This window comes from Streptococcus sp. OMI750 (assembly GCF_047463895.1).
Classification (GTDB): Bacteria; Bacillota; Bacilli; order Lactobacillales; family Streptococcaceae; genus Streptococcus.
This window is the reverse complement of sequence record NZ_JASHCZ010000001.1, coordinates 590,849-614,355: the sequence shown is the minus strand read 5'-3', so window position 1 is coordinate 614,355 and position 23,507 is coordinate 590,849. Positions and strand designations below refer to the sequence as shown.

23 protein-coding genes are annotated in these 23,507 nt (G+C 35.6%); 2 read left to right on the top strand and 21 right to left on the bottom strand.

All coding sequences use genetic code 11. The features are described 5' to 3' along the window. Positions 1-348 precede the first annotated feature (348 nt). From QM830_RS03190 to QM830_RS03125, 14 genes are all read right to left on the bottom strand, one after another. Positions 349-489, bottom strand: a complete 141-nt coding sequence (locus tag QM830_RS03190; RefSeq protein WP_006151551.1) for a hypothetical protein — start codon at positions 487-489, stop codon at positions 349-351. Between the two features lie 204 nt (positions 490-693). Then, entirely contained in the window at positions 694-1,215 is a 522-nt protein-coding gene (locus tag QM830_RS03185) for a hypothetical protein (RefSeq protein ID WP_000097857.1), read from the bottom strand. Further along, positions 1,205-1,891 carry a DUF3800 domain-containing protein gene (locus tag QM830_RS03180; protein ID WP_000933618.1) on the bottom strand — a complete coding sequence of 229 codons (687 nt, stop codon included), beginning with the start codon at positions 1,889-1,891 and terminating at the stop codon, positions 1,205-1,207. The genes QM830_RS03185 and QM830_RS03180 overlap by 11 nt, the downstream gene beginning before the upstream one ends. A 526-nt stretch (positions 1,892-2,417) precedes the next feature. Next, a complete protein-coding gene (locus QM830_RS03175; RefSeq protein ID WP_000763879.1) occupies positions 2,418-3,425 on the bottom strand; it encodes a DUF5677 domain-containing protein in 1,008 nt (335 codons plus the stop codon). Positions 3,426-3,943: 518 nt separating this feature from the next. Beyond that, positions 3,944-4,927, bottom strand: a complete 984-nt coding sequence (locus tag QM830_RS03170; RefSeq protein ID WP_414325613.1) for an acetylxylan esterase — start codon at positions 4,925-4,927, stop codon at positions 3,944-3,946. Positions 4,928-5,031: 104 nt separating this feature from the next. After that, the gene (locus tag QM830_RS03165) at positions 5,032-5,799 is read right to left on the bottom strand and encodes an alpha/beta hydrolase (RefSeq protein ID WP_414325611.1); all 768 of its coding nucleotides are present in this window, start codon (positions 5,797-5,799) and stop codon (positions 5,032-5,034) included. Between the two features lie 66 nt (positions 5,800-5,865). Then, complete coding sequence (gene ffh / locus QM830_RS03160; protein ID WP_414325609.1) at positions 5,866-7,437, bottom strand: signal recognition particle protein; 1,572 nt, start codon at positions 7,435-7,437, stop codon at positions 5,866-5,868. Between the two features lie 34 nt (positions 7,438-7,471). Further along, positions 7,472-7,804 carry a putative DNA-binding protein gene (locus QM830_RS03155; protein WP_037613861.1) on the bottom strand — a complete coding sequence of 111 codons (333 nt, stop codon included), beginning with the start codon at positions 7,802-7,804 and terminating at the stop codon, positions 7,472-7,474. Positions 7,805-7,884: 80 nt separating this feature from the next. Then, positions 7,885-8,829 (bottom strand): 3-oxoacyl-[acyl-carrier-protein] synthase III C-terminal domain-containing protein, encoded by a 945-nt coding sequence (locus QM830_RS03150; RefSeq protein ID WP_414325607.1) that lies wholly within the window; start codon positions 8,827-8,829, stop codon positions 7,885-7,887. Positions 8,830-8,841: 12 nt separating this feature from the next. Further along, complete coding sequence (locus tag QM830_RS03145) at positions 8,842-10,107, bottom strand: F390 synthetase-related protein (protein WP_414325606.1); 1,266 nt, start codon at positions 10,105-10,107, stop codon at positions 8,842-8,844. Then, positions 10,073-10,900 carry an MBL fold metallo-hydrolase gene (locus QM830_RS03140; RefSeq protein WP_414325604.1) on the bottom strand — a complete coding sequence of 276 codons (828 nt, stop codon included), beginning with the start codon at positions 10,898-10,900 and terminating at the stop codon, positions 10,073-10,075. The genes QM830_RS03145 and QM830_RS03140 overlap by 35 nt, the downstream gene beginning before the upstream one ends. Beyond that, the gene (locus tag QM830_RS03135) at positions 10,875-11,852 is read right to left on the bottom strand and encodes an NAD-dependent epimerase/dehydratase family protein (protein ID WP_414325602.1); all 978 of its coding nucleotides are present in this window, start codon (positions 11,850-11,852) and stop codon (positions 10,875-10,877) included. The genes QM830_RS03140 and QM830_RS03135 overlap by 26 nt, the downstream gene beginning before the upstream one ends. Then, positions 11,849-13,126 carry a glycosyltransferase gene (locus QM830_RS03130; RefSeq protein WP_414325600.1) on the bottom strand — a complete coding sequence of 426 codons (1,278 nt, stop codon included), beginning with the start codon at positions 13,124-13,126 and terminating at the stop codon, positions 11,849-11,851. The genes QM830_RS03135 and QM830_RS03130 overlap by 4 nt, the downstream gene beginning before the upstream one ends. Positions 13,127-13,360: 234 nt before the next feature. Then, on the bottom strand, positions 13,361-14,059 hold the full coding sequence (locus tag QM830_RS03125; RefSeq protein WP_371494980.1) for a GntR family transcriptional regulator: 699 nt from the start codon (positions 14,057-14,059) through the stop codon (positions 13,361-13,363). Positions 14,060-14,187: 128 nt separating this feature from the next. On the opposite strand from QM830_RS03125, the gene guaA reads away from it, so the two are divergent. Then, on the top strand, positions 14,188-15,753 hold the full coding sequence (gene guaA / locus QM830_RS03120; RefSeq protein WP_414325598.1) for a glutamine-hydrolyzing GMP synthase: 1,566 nt from the start codon (positions 14,188-14,190) through the stop codon (positions 15,751-15,753). Between the two features lie 207 nt (positions 15,754-15,960). Here guaA and QM830_RS03115 read toward each other — a convergent pair whose 3' ends face one another. The 5 genes from QM830_RS03115 to QM830_RS03095 all read right to left on the bottom strand — a co-directional run bounded on the left by QM830_RS03115 (position 15,961) and on the right by QM830_RS03095 (position 21,346). Further along, entirely contained in the window at positions 15,961-17,277 is a 1,317-nt protein-coding gene (locus QM830_RS03115; protein WP_414260186.1) for a hypothetical protein, read from the bottom strand. An 8-nt stretch (positions 17,278-17,285) separates the two neighbouring features. Further along, positions 17,286-17,837: a DUF1643 domain-containing protein gene (locus tag QM830_RS03110; RefSeq protein WP_414260188.1), complete on the bottom strand. Its 552-nt coding sequence runs from the start codon at positions 17,835-17,837 to the stop codon at positions 17,286-17,288. Positions 17,838-17,991: 154 nt separating this feature from the next. Further along, a complete protein-coding gene (locus QM830_RS03105) occupies positions 17,992-18,735 on the bottom strand; it encodes a hypothetical protein (protein WP_414260189.1) in 744 nt (247 codons plus the stop codon). 212 nt (positions 18,736-18,947) lie between these two features. Then, positions 18,948-19,973, bottom strand: coding sequence for a hypothetical protein (locus tag QM830_RS03100; protein WP_414260190.1), 1,026 nt, complete (start codon positions 19,971-19,973; stop codon positions 18,948-18,950). A gap of 314 nt (positions 19,974-20,287) precedes the next feature. Continuing rightward, positions 20,288-21,346 carry a PD-(D/E)XK nuclease family protein gene (locus QM830_RS03095; RefSeq protein ID WP_414260191.1) on the bottom strand — a complete coding sequence of 353 codons (1,059 nt, stop codon included), beginning with the start codon at positions 21,344-21,346 and terminating at the stop codon, positions 20,288-20,290. A gap of 264 nt (positions 21,347-21,610) precedes the next feature. Between QM830_RS03095 and QM830_RS03090 the strand changes: the two genes are divergently transcribed. After that, a complete protein-coding gene (locus tag QM830_RS03090) occupies positions 21,611-21,808 on the top strand; it encodes a hypothetical protein (protein ID WP_414260192.1) in 198 nt (65 codons plus the stop codon). Positions 21,809-21,849: 41 nt separating this feature from the next. Here the strand turns inward: QM830_RS03090 and QM830_RS03085 are convergent, their stop codons facing one another. Both QM830_RS03085 and QM830_RS03080 read right to left on the bottom strand, forming a co-directional pair. Beyond that, positions 21,850-22,461, bottom strand: a complete 612-nt coding sequence (locus tag QM830_RS03085; RefSeq protein ID WP_414260194.1) for a hypothetical protein — start codon at positions 22,459-22,461, stop codon at positions 21,850-21,852. Between the two features lie 284 nt (positions 22,462-22,745). Further along, entirely contained in the window at positions 22,746-23,501 is a 756-nt protein-coding gene (locus tag QM830_RS03080) for a hypothetical protein (protein ID WP_414260196.1), read from the bottom strand. Positions 23,502-23,507 lie beyond the last annotated feature (6 nt).

The following is a 23,507-nucleotide window of genomic DNA, read 5'->3' as shown; positions in this document are numbered from 1 at the left end:
TTTAGCTCTAGTTAAATCAATTGTACATAAACTTTTAGTTTTTTTTTGGAACAAAAATATCCTAAAGTCTACCCTATCAAAGTGAAAACTGGAAATTTATTAAACCTGAATTTTAGTGAGAATATACTTTACTAAAATCATATAGTTAAAGTCTGACAAGGAATTTGCCAGACTTTTTGTCATCAGTGTTCTTTAATATAATTCATCCCTGATTGATTCAACAAACTCCGTGTAAAAGCGCTGAATGGATTGCTTAACATAATCAGATTGGCGGTCATCAGTCCCATCTAACAATCTCTGATAGCTATCCAAAGATTCTACATCCTTGAGTTGACTTCAAAGGTGTGCCTAATACACCGGCTTCTCAAAGTCACTAAGAAATCCTTTTAGCGATTCTTTTTGCATTCCTTGGTAAATATTTTTATCTAACCGAATACCAAGAGTGTTTAACTCAGTTGATAGGTTGTCGTAAAGTTCTTGTAAGTCCATAATGTACTCTTTGTAAATAAATTTCATGCGGGAATAGAGATATCCATTTGGACATTTGGGAGAATATCTCTGAAATTATTGCTGTCTGTTAATTAAATACTTGCAATATTTTATAGTTTTGGTATAATATAGTTAACTCATCGACCAAGTTGTTGAAGGAGATTGCGATTACGTCCCTAATCATAGGGACGTTTTCTGTTTTTCTCAGTTAGTTTTATATTTATCGTATTCTTTCAGTTTCTTTCGAAGTACATTATCATAGTGTATGTAAAATGCTGTTATCAATAAATAGTAACTAGGTCTTTCTTCAAGTACAATAAAATAGCGATCTACTGGATCTAATAAAAATATTCTATTAGATTTTTTATACGGTCGTTCATATATTAAGAAACAATCTTGTTTGCAAATCTTGTTATGATCCGTTTCTATTGCAGGTCTTAACCAACATAATCTTTCGCTCCTTCTTAAATCAGGTTCTCGTTCTTCTGAATCTATATCAAAATTTTTACAGGTAAGATGAAAATAACTATCTTCTTTACCTTCAAAATACGGATACGACTTTAACTCGACAAATTTCCCTCTAAAAGTTATCTTGAAGTTGAACAATTGCTCTAAAAATACATTCTCATATAAAAAATCATCATAAAGAGCATAGTCACCATTAAATTGATCAAGTGTTATCTTCGGAGGAAGGATAGGACAAAAATCTGTTACGTTACTGCTCATCACTTAACTCCATTTTAAAAATATTGAATTTTATTGCGTTATACTTTGTATTCGTTGTTAACTCATGCTTAGCTCTATTAGAGATTAAATTACTTAGCCTGATTCTAGCTAAACTACTTTCAAAGCTCCTATTTTTATAAGCTACTGCCCCTATCAATAGGTCAGCTAATTGCATTATTGAGTTTTCATGAGAGCGAATTTGTTGAATATTTTTGATATGTTTGGGTGACTGCTTCCAGTTTTCAAGAATATTCTTTAACTTGTTAACTTTTAAAATACTATTTGTGTCTTTTATATCTATAAAAACGTTAACATCATCCTCAAAGAGAAATTTTCTTACTAAATAAAAGTACTGCTTATAGTAAAAATCATCGTGGGTTTGATTATATTTCTTATGGTTTAATTTATTTTTGTCTATTATAACTACTCTAAAATTAAGATGCTCATTATCAAAAAAATAATTTACAAGATCTTCATAAAAGGTAATTTTAGAATTTGAAACTTTCCTCCACTTTATTTCAGAACGTGAAGAAATACCGTGTTTTCTTTTTATTTCTTTTATCTCCTTATAGACAATATTCCTTACATAGTCTGGACAAGAAATCCCTCCTATTAACATTACACTCTCACCATCATTTTCCAAATGACAAGACTCATCACAATATAAGTTGAGCATCTTAATAACTCCTAATTTTTGTAGTAATAATTCTATTATACCACGAACCCCCAGTAAAACTAAGACTTACAAAGGATTATTCTTCAAGAATTAGTATGTATTTTTAAGAACAATAATCTAAAATAGATTGGAGAACAGACATCTTACTTCGGTGTCTGTTTTTCTATACCTAAAAATGTACTTTTGCTCTTCATCAACTTCACCAAACTTTCTTCTAAAATATACATTAAAAAATCTCCTAATGGACTACAATATAGATACCACGATGAACGTTATTCTAGCTTTTTCAATTTTACATAATAAAATAAAGTACATTTTTCAAATAGTCTACATTACTCCTTAAACTCAGTTGTATCAAGGGTTTATCCACTGTCTCGGGAAAAGTACAAAATTTTTTAGTTTTAACATGTAGTAATTTTCAATGAAAACTTTATGTATACAAATAAAAAAAACAATATATTGTGTTTTGCTGAGTCTTTAATAAAAATAATTTTAATTTTTTGTACTTTTTTATTCTATCAAATATCTATCTTAGACTTAAATTTTTTTCATTATTCCATAATTTGGGTTCATCAGGAAAAATATAGTCATGTGTTTTAAAATATTGCTCTCTTACCACATCAATCCACTTATTTAGCATTTTTGCAGCTATTATAGAATCACCAGATGGATATACCATCAAAAGCAACCCCGTAAGTTGCGCTATTGTTATAGCAGAGTGTTCACCAGGTATTGTTAGTCCATAATCAGTATGCCCTACACTTATTTTCTCTTCCCCGTCCATTAGACCTAATCGATTAAATGTGCCTTGTGATGATGCATGTGTGACTTCATTAGAGATTCGATATGGTTGTTGCCATAATTCTGATGGGAAATTGGATTTTTTTCTGATATCGTCAAAACTTATATATCTCTTTTTAGGACTAAATTCACCACAAGCTCTTGCCCATTCATAACGATCTTCTGTATTATGTGATGAAATATAAGCTTCAGCAACTTCCTCTCCATATTCTGAAATAAACGACGCAATAATATTTAATTCGTAAAGTGAACGCCATCTAGAATACGCACCATCAGCAAATCCATTTTTCATTAAAGTGATTATCTCTAAAAATTGTTGTAGACCTCTTCCGTGTATGTATTTTAAGGCTGTGTATTTATGAATAGATTTTTCTCTCTCCTTGTTATCAATTTTATTTACATAATCAGAATAATCTTTTACAGATTCAAGAACCATCATATACATGGTCTCAGATGTAGCAAACGCATTAGACCACTTTTGCTCTATTCTTGCAATTATTTCTGTTTCCTCTCCTCTAAACAGTAACGTATTCTCATGCATTATCATCTTAGCATCTCTTACCATTTGATTTGAAGTGTCATTAATCATTTCTAGATATAATCCTGAAAAATCAGCCTTTTCATATTTTTCATAAAATTTATCAATTTCAGATTGATTTTTTAATTCTTTTACATGTTCTACGAGAATTTCTTTTAGTGTATCTTTAAAAAACTGTCCAAATTTATCGGCCATTATAGCTCCTACCTTTTTAATAGTTTATACATAGTATTTATTGCAATAATCTTCTAGTCTAAAAGAAAATAAATTAGAAAATCTTGTATTTTACGTTTAGAAATAGCGCATCATCTATCATTAATTATACCATCAACAAAATAAAAATCTATATCTTGTGTTAAGTAGGAACATAAATAAGTTTTAAAAAAATGTACAATTGAACCACCACTTCTTCTGCACTTATTAGAGTAAAAAATGTACAAAATAATCCCTTAAATCAGATGATGTTATGAACTAGAAAACATACAAAATACCACTCCAGAATAATGTACAAAATAAAAATAAAGTACACTTTTTAAAGAATGTACTTTATGCTTCTAATTCAGTTGTATCAATGGTTTAGCTCTAGTTAAGTCAATTGTACATAAACTTTTAGTTTTTATAGGACTGTTTTAGTTTTCTTTCTATACTGTATACTTTTTTAACAAAACAATCAGCAAATCTCACGGATCTACTGATTGTTTTTCTTCTGGATCTTATTTTACTACATATTGAAATGGAATCTTGCTACCACAGAGCCAATTATAGATTCGATCATTGACATGAACGTTCATAGCTTCGTGTGCATATTCTAGCATGATTAAATGCTCTTTTGGACCTTCTAATCGATTATAAATGGCAAACTGTGTCTCAAGATAACAAACATTATCATCTAGCCCGGTAATCATGTGAACCTGTCCTTTAATGCGGTGGGCAAAATTTTTTACATCAATATAGGCTAATGTCTCCATGATTTGGTCTTCTGTTTCATGGAATGGATCATGGAATTTGAAATAACGGAAAAGCTCGTCATAGGCCTCGCTGGTGTTCCCAATCTCTAATACACGTCTTAAATCCGATAAGAATGGATAAATGGCTACCGTTCGTTGGATTCGGGGATTCAATTCGGCAGCAACCAGGGCCAAGGCACCACCTTGAGAGGCTCCATAGCTAGCGAGTTTGCTGTCGTCAACTTGAGGAAAGCTAGCTACAATTTCAATTAACTGGTAAAGATCTAAGTAGACATCCTTATAAAATAGCTCATCTGGACCTTCCACAGCTCCGCGGATAATCTGTCCTTTTACAGTATTTCCAAGTGGTGATCGATCTCCGTCTGTTGAATAACCTGATTGACCTCTTACGTCCATAGACACAACTCCATAGCCAGCTACTGTATAAGCCAGCATGTCTGTCCAATCCCAACAACGGCCCATATAACCATGAAAATGAAAAATAACTGGAACCTTTTGATCTGTTTTTGGAAAAACAATTCGCGCATAAACAAGACCATCTCGTGTCCCTTTAAAGGTTAATTCATAACAAACAACATTTGGAATGCTGAAATCTCGTTCTTCAAGCTTGTATTTAGGCAGTTCAGTAATCTTTGCTAAGGCTTGATTCCAAAAGGTATCAAAGTCTGCGGGAACCTCATCCCGTCCCTTGTAATCTTTCATTGTTTCTAATAATTTGGGATTTTTCATAAAATCCTCCTTAAGTATGTGTAATGCTACCAAAAATGTACTATATTTACTTAAGGATTGCAAGAGATAAACAAAAATTACATAACCGAAATTATGTAATTTGCTTATAGATTCAAAAATAGACTTAATTGTTTCACTAGATCTGGATTAGTGGGTAAAGCCGAATGATGAGCCTTGCGTCCTTTTAAATTTACTTCTGTATAGGCTTGTTTCTCAAAAATCGATTGTGCTGCTTGAGCACTAGAAAGAGGGACGATCCCGTCTGATTTCCCAGCAAAGCTACCAACAAAGTTAAGGATCTCTACTTCTTTTCCTAGGCGGTGCTTCCATGTCTGAAAATCGTCATACATCTCTTGATTGAATCGGTAAGGACTCCCAATAATAGCGAGCTTCCTTACGGTCAGTTTTTTCTTTTCTAAAAAGCCACTTTCCAATAAACCAGTCAAAACTAGACCACCATTGGAGTGCCCGACTGCCTTGAAGTCTGTAAAATAATAGTGATCAAGAAGATAGGTAAGAGCGATCTTAAGGGATTCGATTTGGTGCTTGATATTGCTGTAACCGTCTCGATTGTTCTCAAAGCCGATCACAATCATTGGATTCGGCTCTTTTGTATTCAGTCTTCCCTCCATCTCTATAGAATCATCTTTATTGACTTTTATTTTTAAGAGACTCTGTTTTTTTCTGGAAAAGCGATGGAGCATGCGGATGGTTCCGTTGAATCGCTGGATGCTAGCAGAACTCCCAGGTACAAAGATAATCGGTCTGATCGGTGGTTTCTTCGACCCTTTTGGGAATTCAAAGGGCTTGCTGTGCGAAGAAAAGAGTCTTCCAAAGAAACGAATGAGTTGTTGAAATAGTTTTTTTAACATGTTTCCTCTAGTAGTAGTTTCTAAAAGAACCCAGAACAGTGTGTTCCAGGCCCTTATTAGAAAGAATTATTTCCGTTTTTTCTTATTTTTGCGCATTTGTTTGGCCATCTTGTTCATCGCCCGTTTCATCATGAATTCGCCGGCTTTTCCTTTGAGACCACCACCGAACATTTGGCTCATATCAGGCATTCCAGCGCCTCCGCCAAGAGCTGATAAGTCAGGCATCCCCCCTTGTCCCATCATGCCTTCGAGGGCAGACATATCAGGCATGCCACCAGGCATATTCTTCGGCATATTATTTGGATTAAGCCCCATTTGTTTCATCATCTTGTTCATATCGCCAGAGAGGACACCTTGCATCATCTGTTTGGCTTGGTTAAAGTCCTTGATGAATTTGTTCACCTCGACAAAGCTGTTTCCTGAACCAGCAGCAATCCGACGACGACGGCTAGGGTTCAACAAATCTGGATTTTCGCGTTCAGCTGGGGTCATGGATGATACAATGGCGCGTTTCCGAGCAATTTCTCGTTCATCGACCTTAAGGTTTTTCATGGCTGGATTGTTGGCCATTCCTGGAAGCATCTTGAGCAGATCTTCCATTGGTCCCATGTTTTGAACTTGGTCTAACTGGTCGATAAAGTCATTGAAGTCAAAGGTATTTTCCCGCATCTTTTCAGCGAGTTCAATGGAGCGTTTCTCATCGTATTCTTGAGAAGCCTTCTCGATCAGCGTCAGCATATCCCCCATACCGAGGATCCGACCAGACATACGATCTGGGTGGAAGGTTTCAATATCGGTGATTTTTTCACCAGTACCAGTGAACTTGATTGGCTTCCCAGTAATCTGACGGACAGAAAGGGCCGCACCACCACGGGTATCCCCATCGATCTTGGTCAAGATGACCCCGGTCACTTCGAGTTGTTCGTTAAACTCACGCGCCACATTGGCTGCTTCTTGACCGATCATGGCATCCACAACCAAGAGGATTTCATTTGGCTCAGCAAGGGCTTTGACATCGCGCAACTCACCCATGAGTTTTTCATCGATTTGCAAACGACCAGCAGTATCGATCAAGACATAGTCATTGTGGTTGACTCTTGCCTGTTCCAAACCTTGACGAACGATCTCTACTGCAGGGACTTCTGTTCCCAATGAGAAGACAGGAACATTAATCTGTTGACCAAGCGTCTTCAACTGGTCGATGGCAGCTGGACGATAGATATCAGCCGCAATCATCAAAGGACGTGCATTTTCTTCCTTGACCAATTTGTTAGCCAATTTCCCAGCAAAGGTTGTTTTACCAGCCCCTTGAAGACCGACCATCATGATAATGGTTGGGATCTTTGGAGATTTGATAATGTCTGCTGTCTCAGAACCCAAAATGGCTGTCAATTCTTCATCGACAATCTTCACGATTTGTTGGGCAGGGTTCAGGGTTTCAATGACTTCATGCCCTACGGCCCGCTCGCGGACACGTTTGATAAAGTCTTTTACAACAGGAAGGGCAACGTCGGCCTCTAAGAGGGCTAGACGAATTTCTTTGGTTGCCTCTTGGACATCCGCTTCAGAGATTTTCCCTTTCTTACGAAGATTTTTAAAGACGTTCTGTAAACGTTCGGTTAAACTTTCAAATGCCATACTACTTCTCCTATTACAGGTATTTTAATCTTGTTTATTCTCGGTTATCAATGCTAGATAAGACAGCGATCTGCTCTTGCAGATAAGCATCATCAGGATACTTGTCTGAGATCTGGTCGAAAATCTGGCTGCGTACAATGTAGTCCGAGTACATGTGCAACTTCATCTCATAATCCTCTAGAATCTTCTCCGTCCGCTTGATATTATCATAAACAGCTTGACGACTGACACCGAACTCTTCCGCAATCTCAGCCAAGCTGTAGTCATCTGCATAATAGAGCTCGATATAGTTCATCTGCTTGTCTGTCAAGAGCGCTGCGTAAAACTCAAAGAGCGCATTCATTCGGTTGGTTTTCTCAATTTCCATACCTTTCATTATATCAAAAAAGCCCGCTAAAGACTAGCGGGACTTCATGCTTTTTGAGCTTGAAATAAGAGGATCTATCATTAGAGTTTTAGTGCTAACATATTGACTGTCATCCCTGCCGCAGTTCCCATCAAGAAGATGGTATCTCCCTCCTTCACATAGCCATGATCAAGCGCATAGGCTAAACCGAAAGGCACGGCTACCGAAACCATATTGCCATAATCGCTGACAATATTGAGATACTTGTCTTTTCCAACTCCCAATTTGTCCATGACGAGTGGCAAGGCCCGGCTAGCTTGATGGGGAATAATATAATCTACAGCATCTTTAGAAATGCCTGATTTCTCTTGGAATTCTTGGAACATTTCTGGAATAACACGAGCAGAAAGTAAGAGAATTTTCTTCCCTTTCATGTCAAACATGAAATCAGTCTTGGTTGATTCAGAGTACAATTTCGGATGATAAGCTGTCAAACTACCCCGAATTTCAGTATCATGTGCTCCCTCAGACCAGGTACGTTGCATGCTAGCAATGATTCCTTTGTCTTGGCTTGTTGCTTCAAAAATAAAGGCAGCTGCTCCATCGCTAAATAATTCAAAACTCTCTTTTTGTTTAGGATTAAGGCCAAGACTCCCTACTTCACTGGATACAATGAGAACCCGTTGGTATTCACCACCTTCAATCAGATAGGAAATGGTGCTTAAGGCTGATACAAAACTAGTACAGGTGGTATTAATATCCATGGCTGGAATCGTCAGTCCCTTGGCAACGCGCTCATGGATCAAAGCAGCCGTACAAGGAATAGGCTGAACGCCAACCGCACTAGCCGAAACCAGGCAGTCGATATCTATCATTTCAAGCCCTGCATGTTTTAAAGCAGCTTTAATTGCACGCGCTGCTAGATCAATCTGTGTTTCTTCTCCTTCTTTCACGCGGTAACGAGTCTGGTCTTTGAAGTTCACTGTATGAGCTGGAAGCGCTGTTCCATAGCCTTTGATTTGTAGATGTCTTTTTACTGTAGTCATAGGATTCTCCTTTTATTGAAGTCGTTGAACACGTTTTAATTTACGTGTTGGGTCCCATTGGTAATCGATAAATTGAATACTTGGGAGGATGAATTGTTTTTGTTGAGCCAAGAGTTCAAATTGGGCAAAGATTGCTTTCTCAATAAAGTCGGAACGATGACTCAAGGCGATGGTAATAGATCCATCTGTCAGCTGAGTCACTTGATAGTCCTGAATATTTTCAACGAATAAAATGCACCGGCGAATAAAATCTGGATAGATGATTTGGCTGTTTCCATCAACTTTTTTGAAATAGAAGATATCGTCCGATCGTCCTTCGATTTTCGCGATTTGTGTAAAAACGGATCCACAAGGACAGGGAGACTTTTCTTCTACTAAAATATCATTGAGTCGGTAGCGATAGATGGGTTGACTCGTTCGTTTAAAATCAGTAATAATCGGATAAAAGCGGCTATCATCCAGATACTCTTTTTCGACATACAAAATATCTTCGTTGAGGTGAAGATTACCTTCTGAACAAGTACAAGCTAAAAACCCTTCTGTCGCTTGGTAGACCTGATCGACCTTTTCTAGTTGAAAGGCTCTGGCGATTGACTGAGCATCTCTATCCTCTAGGATCTCTGCGACAGAGACAACCTTGACAGGGTGAAGAGCAAGTTGCTGATTAGTGACATAGTTAGCTAACTCAATCAAGGTGGAAGCTGGCGCCACTACAATGGTTGGCTGATAGTTTTTGAGACGCTCTAAATGCTCCTTACTATCCTTGAAGATATCAAAATACTCTAATCGAATAAGGGACGAATTAATGGTTTGATAGAGTTCGTTATCAGCACGTAAGAAAAAAGCAATGCGATGACCAAACAGGTTTCCTTTTGGCAACATCTTAGCTAAGATTGCTGCAGCCCACATACTTCTTTCTTTTTCTGTGGTGACAAAGACCCCTCGGTGACCGGAGGTTCCAGAGGACAAGCCTACTGCTACTTCTCCATTCATTTCGGTAAAATCTCGTGTTTGTTCCCCACGTATGGCCATCTCTAATGCCTGATCTCGATCCACGCCCAGGGTATTAAGTTCATTGAAATGCGTCATCATGAAATTCTTATCCATAGTCCCAAATGATTCAGGAGAATGGGTTTGAAAATAGGGAGAGTGAGAAGTGATAAAAGCATGGTAACGAGACAATTGCTTTTTTTGGTACTTTTCTAAGGTTTCCTTTGAACGGAATCGATGGCACCATCTCGTTTCAATAAAGGTTTTCAGAAAGACTGTTTTTTTCATTTAAAATCCTTTCAATCCGTTCTTGCGGGTCGTGGCTGACCACAACTTGAATGCCCTCTTGTAATAATTTCTCTAGCAAATCCGCTCCCTGGAGATAGGCCTTCTTATTGTCCTGTACAAAGGAAGGAATGAGACGCATTTTTCGTGTGTAAGGCAAGAGATCCACTCCCCAGCATAGATCTGCACCTATATAGAGTTTTAGCTCATCCATATACAGACACCCCTGCCCTCTTGCATGCCCATCGATAGATGATACGAGAATACTCCCATCACCAAATAGGTCCGCAGTCGGGCGGTAAGGGAAAGCAGGATGCCTTTGATCTGCTTTGAGACAAGTCACACGATCTTTGAAATCAGCTGGAAGAAACTCTTTAAAAATCAGATCTTTGAATTTCGGCTTCTGGTACACTTCATAGACTTCCTGAGTGACAAAGAAATGAGCATTTGGAAAAAGTGCTGCTCCGCCGAGATGATCAGGGTGCAAATGCGAAAGAAACACATAGGAAATGGCTGCTGGATCAATTCCACGCTCTTGCAATAAGTAGTCAATCTGGTCTTCCTTTTTCATCTGCATAGGCGTTGCTAGACGGTACCAGAAATACCGTGCTTTTTTCTTGATCTCATAATGATAGCCAGTATCGTACAAAATATATCCTTTTTCACGATGATGAATCAAAAAGACACCTGCTGGAAACTGCAATTTTTCGTTTTGAATCCCTTTAAATAAGAGTCCAGAATGACTGCTACAAAAACCTGCTGGAAAATAATCAATGTGCTCGATCATGTTGGACATACTTGTCAATCCCTTCTTCAATGGTCATTTTTGGATAGTAGCCAAGTTCTGTTTGGGCCTTTTGAATATCGAGAGTTTGGCTATAGCGAAGGAGATAAAAAGTGTAGCGAGTCAAGGGGGGTTCAGCTTTCAGATGAAATAATCGATACACCCCTTCAAGGCTAAAAGCTACACCTGCTACTAGTCCTGCTGGAATGTTCCGATAGCGGATAGGTTCTCCTAACCCTTTTAGTGTTGTTTCAATCAAATACTTAAAGGTCTTTGGTTCTCCATTAGTAATATTATAAACCTGCCCGTGTGCTTCTTTTGCTTCCAAAGCCAAACGAATGGCTAGAGCGACATTTTCCACACAGGTCATATCCATGAGCTGTTCTCCCCCTCGAATCAACGGAATCCCAATTTTTCGACTGAGACGTAAAACCCGAGGTAAGATGCTGGTATCTCCCACACCAAATAATCCTCTTGGACGTAAGATGATACTTGGCACATCTGGATAGTCAGAAAATAGTTTTTCAGAAGCTAGCTTACTACGGATGTAATTATTGAGGTGGTTTTCTTTTGGAGCATCACTTTCTTTAATGTCTAATTGGTCTTTTCCAGCTGCATAAATACTGGGAGAAGACACATAAACCAAGTGTTTTACCGCAAATTCGCGACACAAGTGAAGGACATTTTGGGTGCCGACTACATTTGCCTGATAGAAAGCTTTCCAAGGTCCCCAAGCAGTGGATAGGGCCCCTGCATGAACAACAGCATCAATTTCCTGAAAAGCTTGTCTTAGTTCCTCTATTGAGCTCAAATCCCCTTTTACAAATTTGACTCGCTCACTTTCCAGAGCCTTCCCAACTTTTTCGTTTCGGCCAAAGGCTACAATGGAATAGTCGTGATCCAATAACTCCTCAATCACATATTTTCCAAGGAAGCCAGTCGCGCCTGTTACAAGAATTTTCATAGTTTCCCATCCGTTCCACGTCTTAATAATCGTTGAATTTCAAACTCTAAGGTATCCAACGGTTTGTAGGTTTTTGATAGTTTGTTTAGTCTCGCCAACTCTTCCCAAGATTCTTTTTCTAAAAGGGCGTTAAAACCTGCTTGAATTTCTTCGGTGCGATTTCGATGAGCTTGAAAAGCAATCCCTGCTTCTACTCCTCGGATGGCATAGTCAAATTGGTCATAATCATGTGGCAAGATCAAGGCTGGTTTCTTAAATTCGATGCACTGATAAAAGATTCCAGCCCCTCCATGGTGAATCACATAGTCCATTTGTGGTATGTATTCTTTGTAAGGGAGATAAGTTACGAGAGTCACATTTGAAGCCACTTCTTCTTCAGAAAATTCTTTTGCTCCATCTCCTAGGGTGACAAAGAAGTGGCATTCTGGATGCTCTTTGGCTAACTGCTTGGTTTGCTGGAGCAAATTTTCTTTTGCCCACGGCAACTGAGTCCCACAAGTCACGAGAACCTTCTTTTTGTCTTCATAAGGGCTGAGATCCAAAGGATAATCTTCTGATTTTTCAAGAGAAGTCCCCAAAGGACCAAGCCAAGCATATTGATGAGGGAAATGTGTTTTCAACTCCAGCTCCATCATCCCAATTCCAAAGATCGCATAAGGAGAATAGATCGTCTCCACTCCATTTTGATTGTATACCTTAAAATTGTAGCGTTTTAAGCGATTACGTAGGAGGAATGCTCCACAGTATTTCGCCACGCGCGTGAGTTTTCGACAGAATCGCTGGATTCTCTCTTCCTTTTTGGAACGAGCAAGGCCCATTCCTCCAAAGAAACAAGGAGGTCCATAAGGAGTTTCGATTGCAAATTGGGTTGCCATGGTGGTAATCCAAGGGATTTCCAACTGTTCTGCCACAAAGCCAGCTGATAGAGTGATAAAATCAGCAATGACAATATCTGGACGATTGACACGCCACTCCTCTAACAATTGATCCGATACATGATTAATCAAATCGAGACTCTTGGACAATTGACGATAAGCTGAAAATAGATTGTGTTTTTTATCGTTATTAGCCGCACGTTCAAACTCTTCTACTTTGTCCTCTAGAATCGGAACGACCGTGAAGCCGAGACTTTCTGTGACCGCTTTTTTCTGAGGACCTGTGAAAACCCGGATTTCCATGCTTGGATCATCCAATAAGGGTTTGACGAGATTTAAAGTTGGGTACAGATGCCCACTCAAGGGAACAGCTACCACATCAATTTTAATTTTTTTCATTTTTTCCTGCCTTATATCTTTTTTTAGATCTAAAACTAGCTTCTATCTATTAATTCGTAAAAAAAATCAAAAATTGAAGAAAAAATAAAATTTTTTTAAATTTTTTTTAAATCTTTTATTTTGACCATACTATCACTATTTAGAAAGAACGAGTTCTCACTAAAAAAGCTCCCAAATGCCCGGAGAATCTGCGTCGGACATTTGAAGAGTTTTCTATTTCTGTTCATTGTTCGCTTAATTGTTTTCCAAATAAAATTCGAAACGTTCGCCGACATACTGACTTTTTACATACTCAAAAGCCGTCCCATCTTCAAAATAGGAAACCTGTGTCAGACCTAAAATAGCCTGCCCTTTTGAAATCTGTAAGTAGTTCGCAATCTTATCTTTGGCCAATCGCGCATAGATGGTCTGGTGCGACTTTCCAATCTTATAACCATGACGCTCCAAAGTTTGGAAGAAATGGCTAGTAACCTCTTCGCGATTGAAATTCTTTATAAATTTCTCTGGAATAGAGGCCACTTCATAAACAACAGGGATCCCATCCGCATACCGGACCCGCTCCATCCGAATGATGGTGTCTGTCTTATCGATGCCTAATTTATCCACTTCTTGGAGGCTAGGAATGGTTTTACGATAAGAAATCACTTGACTAGAAGGTTCCTTACCTTGCGATTTCATAATCTCAGTAAAACTGGTTGTGCCTCGCATTTTTTCTTGGACGCGCGTGCTAGTGATAAAGGTACCACTTCCTACCCGTCTTTCAAGTACTCCTTCTTCGACCAGAAGGGTAATGGCCTGACGAAGAGTCATCCGACTCACCTGGAATTTTTCAGCTAGATCACGTTCACTGGGAAGCCGTTCTCCAATTTTCCATATTTTTTGATCAATCTCAGATTTAATCTGATCATGAATTTGAATGTAAGCTGGAATCATAACATTGCTCTTTCTCTGTGTTACCTCTATTGTAGCGTAAAATTCCTAATTCTTCAATCAGAGATTGGTAAAGACAAGGCATTTGTGTTAGAATAGAGGAAAGTAAATTTCTATAAGAAGGGGATAAGATGACAAACCTATCAACTGATTTGCATGATGTTGAAAAGATCATCGTGCTTGACTACGGTAGCCAGTACAATCAGCTTATTTCACGTCGAATTCGTGAAATTGGTGTCTTCTCAGAGTTGAAGAGCCATAAGATTTCTGCTGATGAAGTTCGTGCAATTAATCCAGTTGGGATCGTTCTTTCAGGCGGACCAAACTCTGTATACGAGGAAGGGTCTTTTGATATCGATCCTGAAATTTTCGAACTTGGTATTCCAATCCTTGGAATCTGTTACGGGATGCAATTGTTGACCCATAAATTGGGCGGGAAGGTTGTTCCAGCAGGTGATGCTGGTAACCGCGAATATGGTCAATCTGAACTTAGCTTGACAGAAACTTCTGCTCTTTTTGCGGACACACCAGACAAACAATTGGTCTTGATGAGCCACGGAGATGCTGTTACAGAAATTCCTGCTGACTTTATCCGTACTGGTACTTCTGCTGACTGTCCATTTGCATCGATTGAAAATCCTGATAAAAAAATCTACGGAATCCAATTCCACCCTGAGGTTCGTCACTCTGTTCACGGCTATGATATCCTTCGTAACTTTGCATTGAATATCTGTGGTGCAAAAGGTGACTGGACTATGGATAACTTCATCGAGATGCAAATCAAACAAATCCGCGAAAAAGTTGGAGACAAACGTGTACTCCTCGGACTTTCTGGAGGTGTTGACTCTTCTGTAGTTGGTGTTCTTCTCCAAAAAGCCATCGGCGATCAATTGATTTGTATCTTTGTAGACCACGGTCTTCTTCGTAAAGGGGAAGCTGACCAAGTCATGGATATGCTTGGTGGTAAGTTTGGTTTGAACATTGTCAAAGCGGACGCTGCCAAACGTTTCTTGGATAAATTAGCTGGTGTGTCTGATCCAGAACAAAAACGCAAGATCATTGGGAACGAGTTTGTCTATGTCTTTGACGACGAAGCAAGCAAACTTAAAGATGTGAAATTCCTTGCTCAAGGAACTCTTTATACTGACGTGATTGAGTCTGGTACGGATACTGCTCAAACCATCAAATCTCACCACAACGTGGGTGGTCTTCCAGAAGATATGCAGTTTGAACTGATCGAGCCGCTCAACACTCTTTACAAGGATGAAGTTCGTGCTCTTGGAACTGAACTTGGTATGCCAGACCACATCGTATGGCGCCAACCATTCCCAGGTCCAGGACTTGCCATCCGTGTCATGGGAGAAATCACTGAAGAAAAACTTGAAACTGTTCGTGAATCAGACGCTATCCTCCGTGAAGAAATCGCCAAAGCTGGTCTTGACCGCGATATCTGGCAATACTTCACTGTTAACACAGGCGTTCGTTCTGTAGGTGTTATGGGTGACGGCCGTACTTACGACTATACCATTGCCATCCGTGCTATCACTTCTATCGATGGAATGACCGCTGACTTTGCGAAGATTCCATGGGAAGTTCTCCAAAAAATCTCAGTCCGTATCGTAAACGAAGTTGACCACGTTAACCGTATTGTCTACGATATCACAAGTAAACCACCTGCAACTGTTGAGTGGGAATGATTTATAAACATGATTTGAAGTGAAATGGTTGTTTTAACAGTACTTTAGGTTATTATAAAAGGTTAAAAATCAATCAAAATTGATTGGTTCCCCACCAAAATCCCCACCAGAAATTAATCTGATGGGGATTTTTAGTATATTATAGTTTCTTCTACTATAAGAGATTTATTCTTTTATGTATACACAACTTTCCTAATATTACCCAAATTAATAATCATCAACCCAAGTCTGACCATCCTTAAGTATAAATCCATTCTCTTCTGCAGTTCGAATTTTTTCTGGAGATGCACTTTGTCCCTTAGGCAAATTTCGAATATGTTTACTACGATGAATATCGCGATGTTCTTCTAAATTTGTATCAGATAATACATCATTTTCAATATCATTTGATTTATTATCTAAAATTTCAGATTCATAATTTAGTTCATCATAGTCACTATCAAATTCATCGCTCGTATTAGCAGTTGAAGATGAAGATGCTTGCAATACTTCTCCAATTGTAACTGCTGCAATAATTATTTCCTCCGGATGCTCAGCTATCCATTTCAAAACACTTTTACCAGCTTTTTTAGTCAAGTCTAATCCCATACCGATTCTGAGTTTTACTCTATCTATAAACTTAGGCGATGTTAATTGCTTAACACTACTGGATTTTTGATAACTATTCTGAATTTCATCTTTGAGTTTATTTTCACTATGAACATTAACTTTACTACTATCATCAATAACTTCTTTAGAAGTCAGAATTTCCCTAGTTTCAGTTGAAAATACTTCCCATGAATTTGTTGACTGATTACTAAATTCTCTACTATAGAGTTTCGATTTTATCTCATTTACATTAACATCTTTAATTGTTTGTGATATTTCCATGCTAGGAAGAGTGTCAAATGCTACAAACTTCAGATAGTCAGCAATCACACGATTAATATCATTCCCGTTCCAAGATGAAGTTACTGGACGTTTATTTGGATATAGTTGATATAATTCTTCAAGTTCAGCATGTTGTCTCTTTGTTAGCTGATTTAGTCCATTCTCTGTAGTAAGTATACCATCAATATCAACCATGGGAATTTCGTATCTATTATTAACAATTTTCTTCCACTGGTTAAATACATAGCTACTACCGCCACTTTTTACATCGGGTCCAGGAATTGCCTTAAAGCCATTACCAGTATTAATAATATGAAGTAAGTCCGCTTTTGATGATGGATCGGGATTTGTAATTGTCATCATAACTGCACCTTTATTCTTGAGTGCATTGTACTCAGCACAGACTAACCACTCAGAAATGATGCCCCTGAATAAACTTAAATCATTTTTTCCATTTCTCTCTCTGAGTAACGACAAACCTTTTGAGAGACTTTGAGGAGTTCTGATCAGATTATCAATAGTCTCATCAGAATAATTCTTAGTTGCATATTGTTTTATAGCAATCTTTATACAATCAATATATATATCTGGTATCGTATACTCTGAAGATAAAAGCTTAATTAATTTATCACGTTTGTTGGTAGTTAATTCCATAATTTTCCCTAGTATTCAATATATATCTTATTCGATAATGAAAAGTTTTGCTTCACACTTCTATTTAATGGGTGTATTGGCTGCCCCCACTTTGTTAATGGTGCAAAAGAATATACTCGAATATCATTTTCCTTAAAAGCTGATAGAAGTAACTTTTTACCTCGTTGTAGAGATGGGTGCCCCAGATTTCCCCAAGCACCCCAAACCTCATTAATACCATGTTCAAGTAAAAAATTAATTATCAACTTAACATTTTCTGTTGCGAGTTCCAAATTAAACTCATCTAACTCAGAGGCATTAGTTGCTCTTTCTGGATAGATATTTGCCACAATCCAGCCATCACATTCTAACTTCTGACTAGCACCAATAATTCGATTAATCGTCCTATCGCTATACTCTTCATTAGCAGCCGAAGGATTCATACAAATGGCAACCAGAGGTCTTTTTCCTAATCTACCCAATAAGAATCTATGATACTTATTATAATACTGTGGAATACATAAATTGGGCGCCTCACCAACAGGATAACTTGGTCTGACTTTTGTAACTTTTTGATTCATAAATATCACCTCATGTTATGCTACAAATGCGCTTACATATAATGCCAAAAAAGGAAGGCACAATAATCGTGATCTTTTTTATGGAGATTATGTAAAAGCAAAAATCATTTAGGAGTGACGATAGTATATATACCTAAAATAGAGATACACTATTTTAGTGAATCTTGGGTCTTTCTCGAGTAAATATAGTTGCTAAGGTATTAGCATAAAGTTCAGGCGTGAAATCTTGATTTTGAACCTTCTCCAGTAATTGTACAAAATATTCCTTCTCAGTACCCTTTGTAGTAGAAATCAGATCTAACAAAAATCTATTTAATTCACCAGCTGAGTTTTCTGTGCTGTAGGATTCATAAAATTTTTGATAAAATTTATCGTATTCCTCGTTTTTTTTGAGTAAGTTCACTTCCTCTTGCTTATCTAACAGTTGTTGATAAGAGACATTAAGATCAAGCCAATCTTTTTCAAACTGTTCAAGTAATTTGTCTGAGACTTTTTTTCTATTATAATATAGTTTTATCAAAGGGATAATATCAATCCATATCTGATCAATAAAAACTTTTACAATCTTGTCTTTAAGGATAAGTAAAGGTTTATCATCACATGTATGAACACGATATCCATCTGTCTGTAATTTATCTATCATGTCTTCAATATGAGTTTCTGATGTATTGACTATATATTGTTTCAGCCATTGTGGCATATTAGGATCTTGGATATGCCAAGATGCGCTCAAATATTTACAATCATTTCTTCTAGTTTCATCTTTTTCTAGACGACCTGGTACTCGTGTGCTAGAAATGGTATATTTTTCAACGATATCTCCTTTTTGATAATATTCATTGTGAAAGCGTTCGTATTTATTGGGTCTATGAATTTTTGTTCTATAAATTAATTCCATTACTATTCCTTTATTATTTAAAAGCTTGGTTGGAAATCATTACGCATACCATTGGATATAAAGTAATAATAACAATTTATTAAATTATTATTATCGAGGAATGCATTTTTGAATAGTATTAAATACTAAAGCAGTAAATAACCTTATTCTCATATCGTTTTCAACTGAGCTAAATATTTTTATCATTTATCTAAATTTTCTTCTTAAAACTGTTAAACGATTAATTCTGAAAGTTCCATGTACCAAAAATCAAAAGATTCATTAATATATAACAATACGTTGAATAATTTAAGAAATTCCTTCTTTGAAATTTCACTCTCCCAACGACCGTGACTAATCATGTGTCTATTGACACTATTAGATTTAAAACAGGGTGTAAATTTAAAAAAGTTCTCTAACCAATTCATTAACCCTGTATCGTAAAGACTATTGCTGATAAGAGCATCTTGAATCTTTTGATCTAAATCTTTCACTGCACTACTTCCAACTTTAATATTGCTTCTTTTATTGCTTTCGAATGTTTGAGCACTTGTCCTCTCATTAAATCTGTTGATAGCACCATCAATAGCAATTGTTGCTAGCGTATATGCTGAATAATAATTTTCACTTTGGTACGAAGCAAGTAATGATTTTATTAACGGTTGTGAATACCAGTTTGAATTTTCTATGTCAGATACTTTTTCTACATTTTCAAGATAATCTTCCAACTGTTCATACCATTCTTTTTCTAAGCTTTCTAAATTATCTGGAATTAAGTCATACAGTAAATCCTTATTCTGAAAATAAATTACCCAACCTTCGCTTGCAAAAAATAATATGTTTTCATTAATCTTTTCAAACTCTTCTTCTGAATAATAAGGCTGATGTAATTTAATAGATTCGCTTAATTTTGAAAGCATATCAAGATATGACTTTTCAAAGTTTGCGACAATATTATTGGCAGCCTCTTGCACCGCTTTGAAGCAATCAATCTGTTTTGCATGTATTTCTGCATATACTTTTGTAATATCTTCTATTTCACCGTTTTTTACTGCCTCAATATATTTTAACGTTGGAGAATTTAATATTACATGTCTAACTGCTTTAACAGTTGATAATTGTGTAGCTGCTAAGCCAGCTTCTATTCGTGCAAGATCACCTAAAGACATTATTGGAATTGATAGTCTAGCAAAATTACCAATTGTCATTTTGAGTCCATTTTCACTAATAGGGATCTGTTTATTTGACTCTTTTTTCATACAATCATCCAAATATAGTAAATAGATATTTTAGTCGCTTTACCTTATTTATATCCTTCATACTTATAATCTTATAGTTATTATATCATTAATTAATGATATTTTTGAGGTAAATATCACTAGTTTTTCATTATAAAGTAAAATAAAAGACAGAGTAAAGTTATTGAAATCCGGAGTAGACGTTTAGTTTCTAACTTTTAGATCTCAATACAATACTTGCCTTTTTATTGAACTACTTATCATGAACAAAGTGCAAATTATCAAAATAATTTTATAGTCAGTTGAATAAGAACCTATATTATCCCAAAAATAAACTATTCTTGATTCATTACTAAATTTTCAATACTTTTGGAATTTCCAACTAGTACTGCAATTTCATTATTTATATAATTTATCAGTTTTTTAAAAGTCACCTGCTTTACAATCTTTTTATAGTCATATATGTCCAATGACTCATTATTTTCATATTTGTTCCACTTATTTCGTCTTTTGAGAGATGTTGTTAAAAGATCATTATCTTTTAGCGTGAAAAGTAATTGACTATCTTTCAAATCTTCACAAATTTTAATTAGCTCCTTATTAGTTTTTCCTATATTCTTTTTAATATTTAATTTATGGCGATATTGTGTTCCTTGAATTTGGATATCAAAACTAAGATATTCATTTATCTCATAATTGTAACCGAAATAAAATTCTCCACGAATCCTACCAAAATAGCTGGTACCAACTTTATTTTTATACTTAATTTTGTTTGACATTTTTTCATAACGAATTTTATCTACCAAATCAACTAATCCAATATCTTTTAAACGTTCTCTCACAGATGTGTCTAAATAATACTTTTCTAATTCCATATCTAGTTCGGTTGCTTTTAATAGTTCAGATACAGCTGAAATATATCTTACATAATCCTTAAGAAATTCCTTAAAGAGTATATCATCAGTCTTTTTTGTTATTTCTAAGTAATATTGACTTAGTTCATCATAGTTTTTCCAGCACCATTTCTCTGGTAAGATACCTTTTTCAGGCTCTGTTAGAGATAGAAGGATATAGTACATATTACTCTCATCAGTTGTGTATTTTTCCAATTGATTTCGGTTAGGCAATGATTTGAATTTATTTTCTATAATTACTGTTATAGTTTGATTTTCGTTTGAAAGTTTAATAGTTAAGTCTTTGTGTTTACTCTCCCTTTCAACATAAATGATATGATATGTTTTATAATTTTCAATTACTCCTTCCAGTAACGAAAATGGTTCACCTTTATACTTTTCAAGTACTCTTGCAAGTAAATTGCTATGGTATAGTTCCATATTGCTCAATGATAGTTTATGATTTAATGTATTGTTAATTGTATTTATAAGAGATTCCATAATATTTTTCCTCACACTTTATTATATCAGCAAATATTAAGAAAAGATATTCTAAAACAATTCAAATAAAAATTTAACAATTAGTACTTATACTATAGCTCTTAAAACTAAAGAATACAGTTATACCAGAATAATTAGCTATAAAGAGATAAAATTCCAGTTAAACAGGTTGATTTTAAGATTTAATATGACCGATTAGTTTATTTTTTCTACCAAATAGTTTTGACATGACATTTTATTTTCATATTGTAATAAAATTTAATCATGAATAATTTAAAAAAAGAAAATATTGAGAAATGCATTTGGCATATACAACGACATTATGATAAGCTTCTAAATTCTGAAGACGATGAATTTAGAGAATACGAAATTTTTCATATACAAGCTAGCATTGAATGTTTAATTCGTGTTTTAAACAATGAAAAGCCCTATCCAAATTTAGATAGGGATGAAGTATTTTAAATATGTCCAAACTGATCTAACTGTTGAGACTTTATAATTTATTACTCAACAATCGTATAATCACCACTATTTAACAAGTTTAAAACCTTTTTAACAAATGGAACTGAAAGTAAGTCTTCAATTTTTCTACCATAAGTTTTAAAATTCTCATCGATTTCAACTATACTAAGGCCTAAGTTGTTTGCTTCTGCTTCACTGGTTGGTTTATGAAAGCTAAATCCACCGATCTCATAATATAAGAAATAAAGATTATTTTCAATCTGATAATCAAAAAAGTGAATTTTTGTACATCGTTCGTAGTCAAAGTAATTACTTTTCCAAATGATATCATCTTCTTTTTCAACTAAGATTTTTTGATAATCTTCTTCATAACTGTAAACACGTTTCGTATTTTTCACAAATTGTTTATGAATAACAGTTGGAGCAAATGGCTTTAATAATTCCTCTTTCATCCCGTAGTACTCAAGCTTCTTTGCTATCGCATTGTCAATGTTATCTTGTAAATGCGGATGGTACGGTGATTTTCTATATTCTCTAACTTTATCACGATAATTTTTTGCTCGTTTATTAACGGAATAAATACATTCAGCAATCATTTCAGTAGTTAGTTGCTTCTTTTTCAACAAATCAGAATATAATTTGGGAGTTTTCATATTTTTTAAGCTTTCTAAAATTTAAGTAAACATTAACTAGATTCACATTTGTTCAGTTATATTCGTATTAAAAAATACTTCCTTAATTTATAACGTTATTATACCATATTTATTTTTATTTTATGCTACTAAATATTAATTAAATCTGCTGTTCTTTCTGTAAATATAAAAATAAAGCCTCACAAGAAAGCTTCCATTATGAAGTTTCTTGCGGGGCTTCTTTTTTTACAAAGTTTCCTCTCTATATTATAAATCTAATCACAAAGATCCATAAGAAGTATAGACTAACGTTTAATATTACTTCTTTTAATAATTATCAAGAGAAAAATTAAAACAACAGAAAGCATTACAATAATGAAGAAAGGAAATTCTATTTTATTTCCATTCGTTTTTATGTTATTAATAGTTTCTTTTCCAGCTGCTTTATTTTCACTTTCTTTGCTACTTTTCGGTTTTATTGAATCATTTTTTTCACTATCACTATCTTTCTTAATGTCTTTATCATTATCGTTTTTACTACTTTGACTAGAACCTAGCATTCCAGTCTGAGATCCTATTGCTTCTTGATAGTATTGATTCATTTCATCTTGGCTAAAATTTCCTTTAAGGAAACTACCGTCTTTTCTTTGAAAATCAACTAATCCATAATATGCTGATAAAAATTTTTCATCCCCCTCCATAACAACAAAGCAAGGTATTTCTTCCTTTGAGGGATTTTTGGTGACCCTTTTTACCATATAAGTAGCTTTTTGTTTTGTCGTGGCTCTAGGACTTAAATTTTCAATATATGTTCTTATTCTATACTCACCCACTGGAACACTTGTTTCTTGCATCCAATTATTTTCAGGATTAATATTTAATGTTTTAACAACTTCTTCGGTATCTGCTTTTACTACAAGAACGACTACTTCTAACTTATAACCTTCTTGGGCAATCCCTTGTACAACAAGAGGTCCTGTTTCTTCTGCGTACACATTAGATATCTGAAATGAAAAAAATAATCCTAAAATCGTTATTACTATCTTCAATAATTTTTTCATAATATT

Excerpts from the sequence above, each read along its gene's own strand:
- QM830_RS03190 (WP_006151551.1), bottom strand. The coding sequence starts at position 489 with ATGGACTTACAAGAACTTTACGACAACCTATCAACTGAGTTAAACACT.
- QM830_RS03140 (WP_414325604.1), bottom strand. The coding sequence starts at position 10,900 with ATGTCCAACATGATCGAGCACATTGATTATTTTCCAGCAGGTTTTTGT.
- ffh (WP_414325609.1), bottom strand. The coding sequence starts at position 7,437 with ATGGCATTTGAAAGTTTAACCGAACGTTTACAGAACGTCTTTAAAAAT.
- QM830_RS03105 (WP_414260189.1), bottom strand. The coding sequence starts at position 18,735 with ATGGAATTAATTTATAGAACAAAAATTCATAGACCCAATAAATACGAA.
- QM830_RS03170 (WP_414325613.1), bottom strand. The coding sequence starts at position 4,927 with ATGAAAAATCCCAAATTATTAGAAACAATGAAAGATTACAAGGGACGG.
- guaA (WP_414325598.1), top strand. The coding sequence starts at position 14,188 with ATGACAAACCTATCAACTGATTTGCATGATGTTGAAAAGATCATCGTG.
- QM830_RS03085 (WP_414260194.1), bottom strand. The coding sequence starts at position 22,461 with ATGAAAACTCCCAAATTATATTCTGATTTGTTGAAAAAGAAGCAACTA.
- QM830_RS03125 (WP_371494980.1), bottom strand. The coding sequence starts at position 14,059 with ATGATTCCAGCTTACATTCAAATTCATGATCAGATTAAATCTGAGATT.
- QM830_RS03155 (WP_037613861.1), bottom strand. The coding sequence starts at position 7,804 with ATGGAAATTGAGAAAACCAACCGAATGAATGCGCTCTTTGAGTTTTAC.
- QM830_RS03090 (WP_414260192.1), top strand. The coding sequence starts at position 21,611 with ATGAATAATTTAAAAAAAGAAAATATTGAGAAATGCATTTGGCATATA.
- QM830_RS03165 (WP_414325611.1), bottom strand. The coding sequence starts at position 5,799 with ATGTTAAAAAAACTATTTCAACAACTCATTCGTTTCTTTGGAAGACTC.
- QM830_RS03115 (WP_414260186.1), bottom strand. The coding sequence starts at position 17,277 with ATGGAATTAACTACCAACAAACGTGATAAATTAATTAAGCTTTTATCT.
- QM830_RS03080 (WP_414260196.1), bottom strand. The coding sequence starts at position 23,501 with ATGAAAAAATTATTGAAGATAGTAATAACGATTTTAGGATTATTTTTT.
- QM830_RS03135 (WP_414325602.1), bottom strand. The coding sequence starts at position 11,852 with ATGAAAATTCTTGTAACAGGCGCGACTGGCTTCCTTGGAAAATATGTG.
- QM830_RS03110 (WP_414260188.1), bottom strand. The coding sequence starts at position 17,837 with ATGAATCAAAAAGTTACAAAAGTCAGACCAAGTTATCCTGTTGGTGAG.
- QM830_RS03185 (WP_000097857.1), bottom strand. The coding sequence starts at position 1,215 with ATGAGCAGTAACGTAACAGATTTTTGTCCTATCCTTCCTCCGAAGATA.
- QM830_RS03130 (WP_414325600.1), bottom strand. The coding sequence starts at position 13,126 with ATGAAAAAAATTAAAATTGATGTGGTAGCTGTTCCCTTGAGTGGGCAT.
- QM830_RS03175 (WP_000763879.1), bottom strand. The coding sequence starts at position 3,425 with ATGGCCGATAAATTTGGACAGTTTTTTAAAGATACACTAAAAGAAATT.
- QM830_RS03100 (WP_414260190.1), bottom strand. The coding sequence starts at position 19,973 with ATGAAAAAAGAGTCAAATAAACAGATCCCTATTAGTGAAAATGGACTC.
- QM830_RS03145 (WP_414325606.1), bottom strand. The coding sequence starts at position 10,107 with ATGAAAAAAACAGTCTTTCTGAAAACCTTTATTGAAACGAGATGGTGC.
- QM830_RS03095 (WP_414260191.1), bottom strand. The coding sequence starts at position 21,346 with ATGGAATCTCTTATAAATACAATTAACAATACATTAAATCATAAACTA.
- QM830_RS03180 (WP_000933618.1), bottom strand. The coding sequence starts at position 1,891 with ATGCTCAACTTATATTGTGATGAGTCTTGTCATTTGGAAAATGATGGT.
- QM830_RS03150 (WP_414325607.1), bottom strand. The coding sequence starts at position 8,829 with ATGACTACAGTAAAAAGACATCTACAAATCAAAGGCTATGGAACAGCG.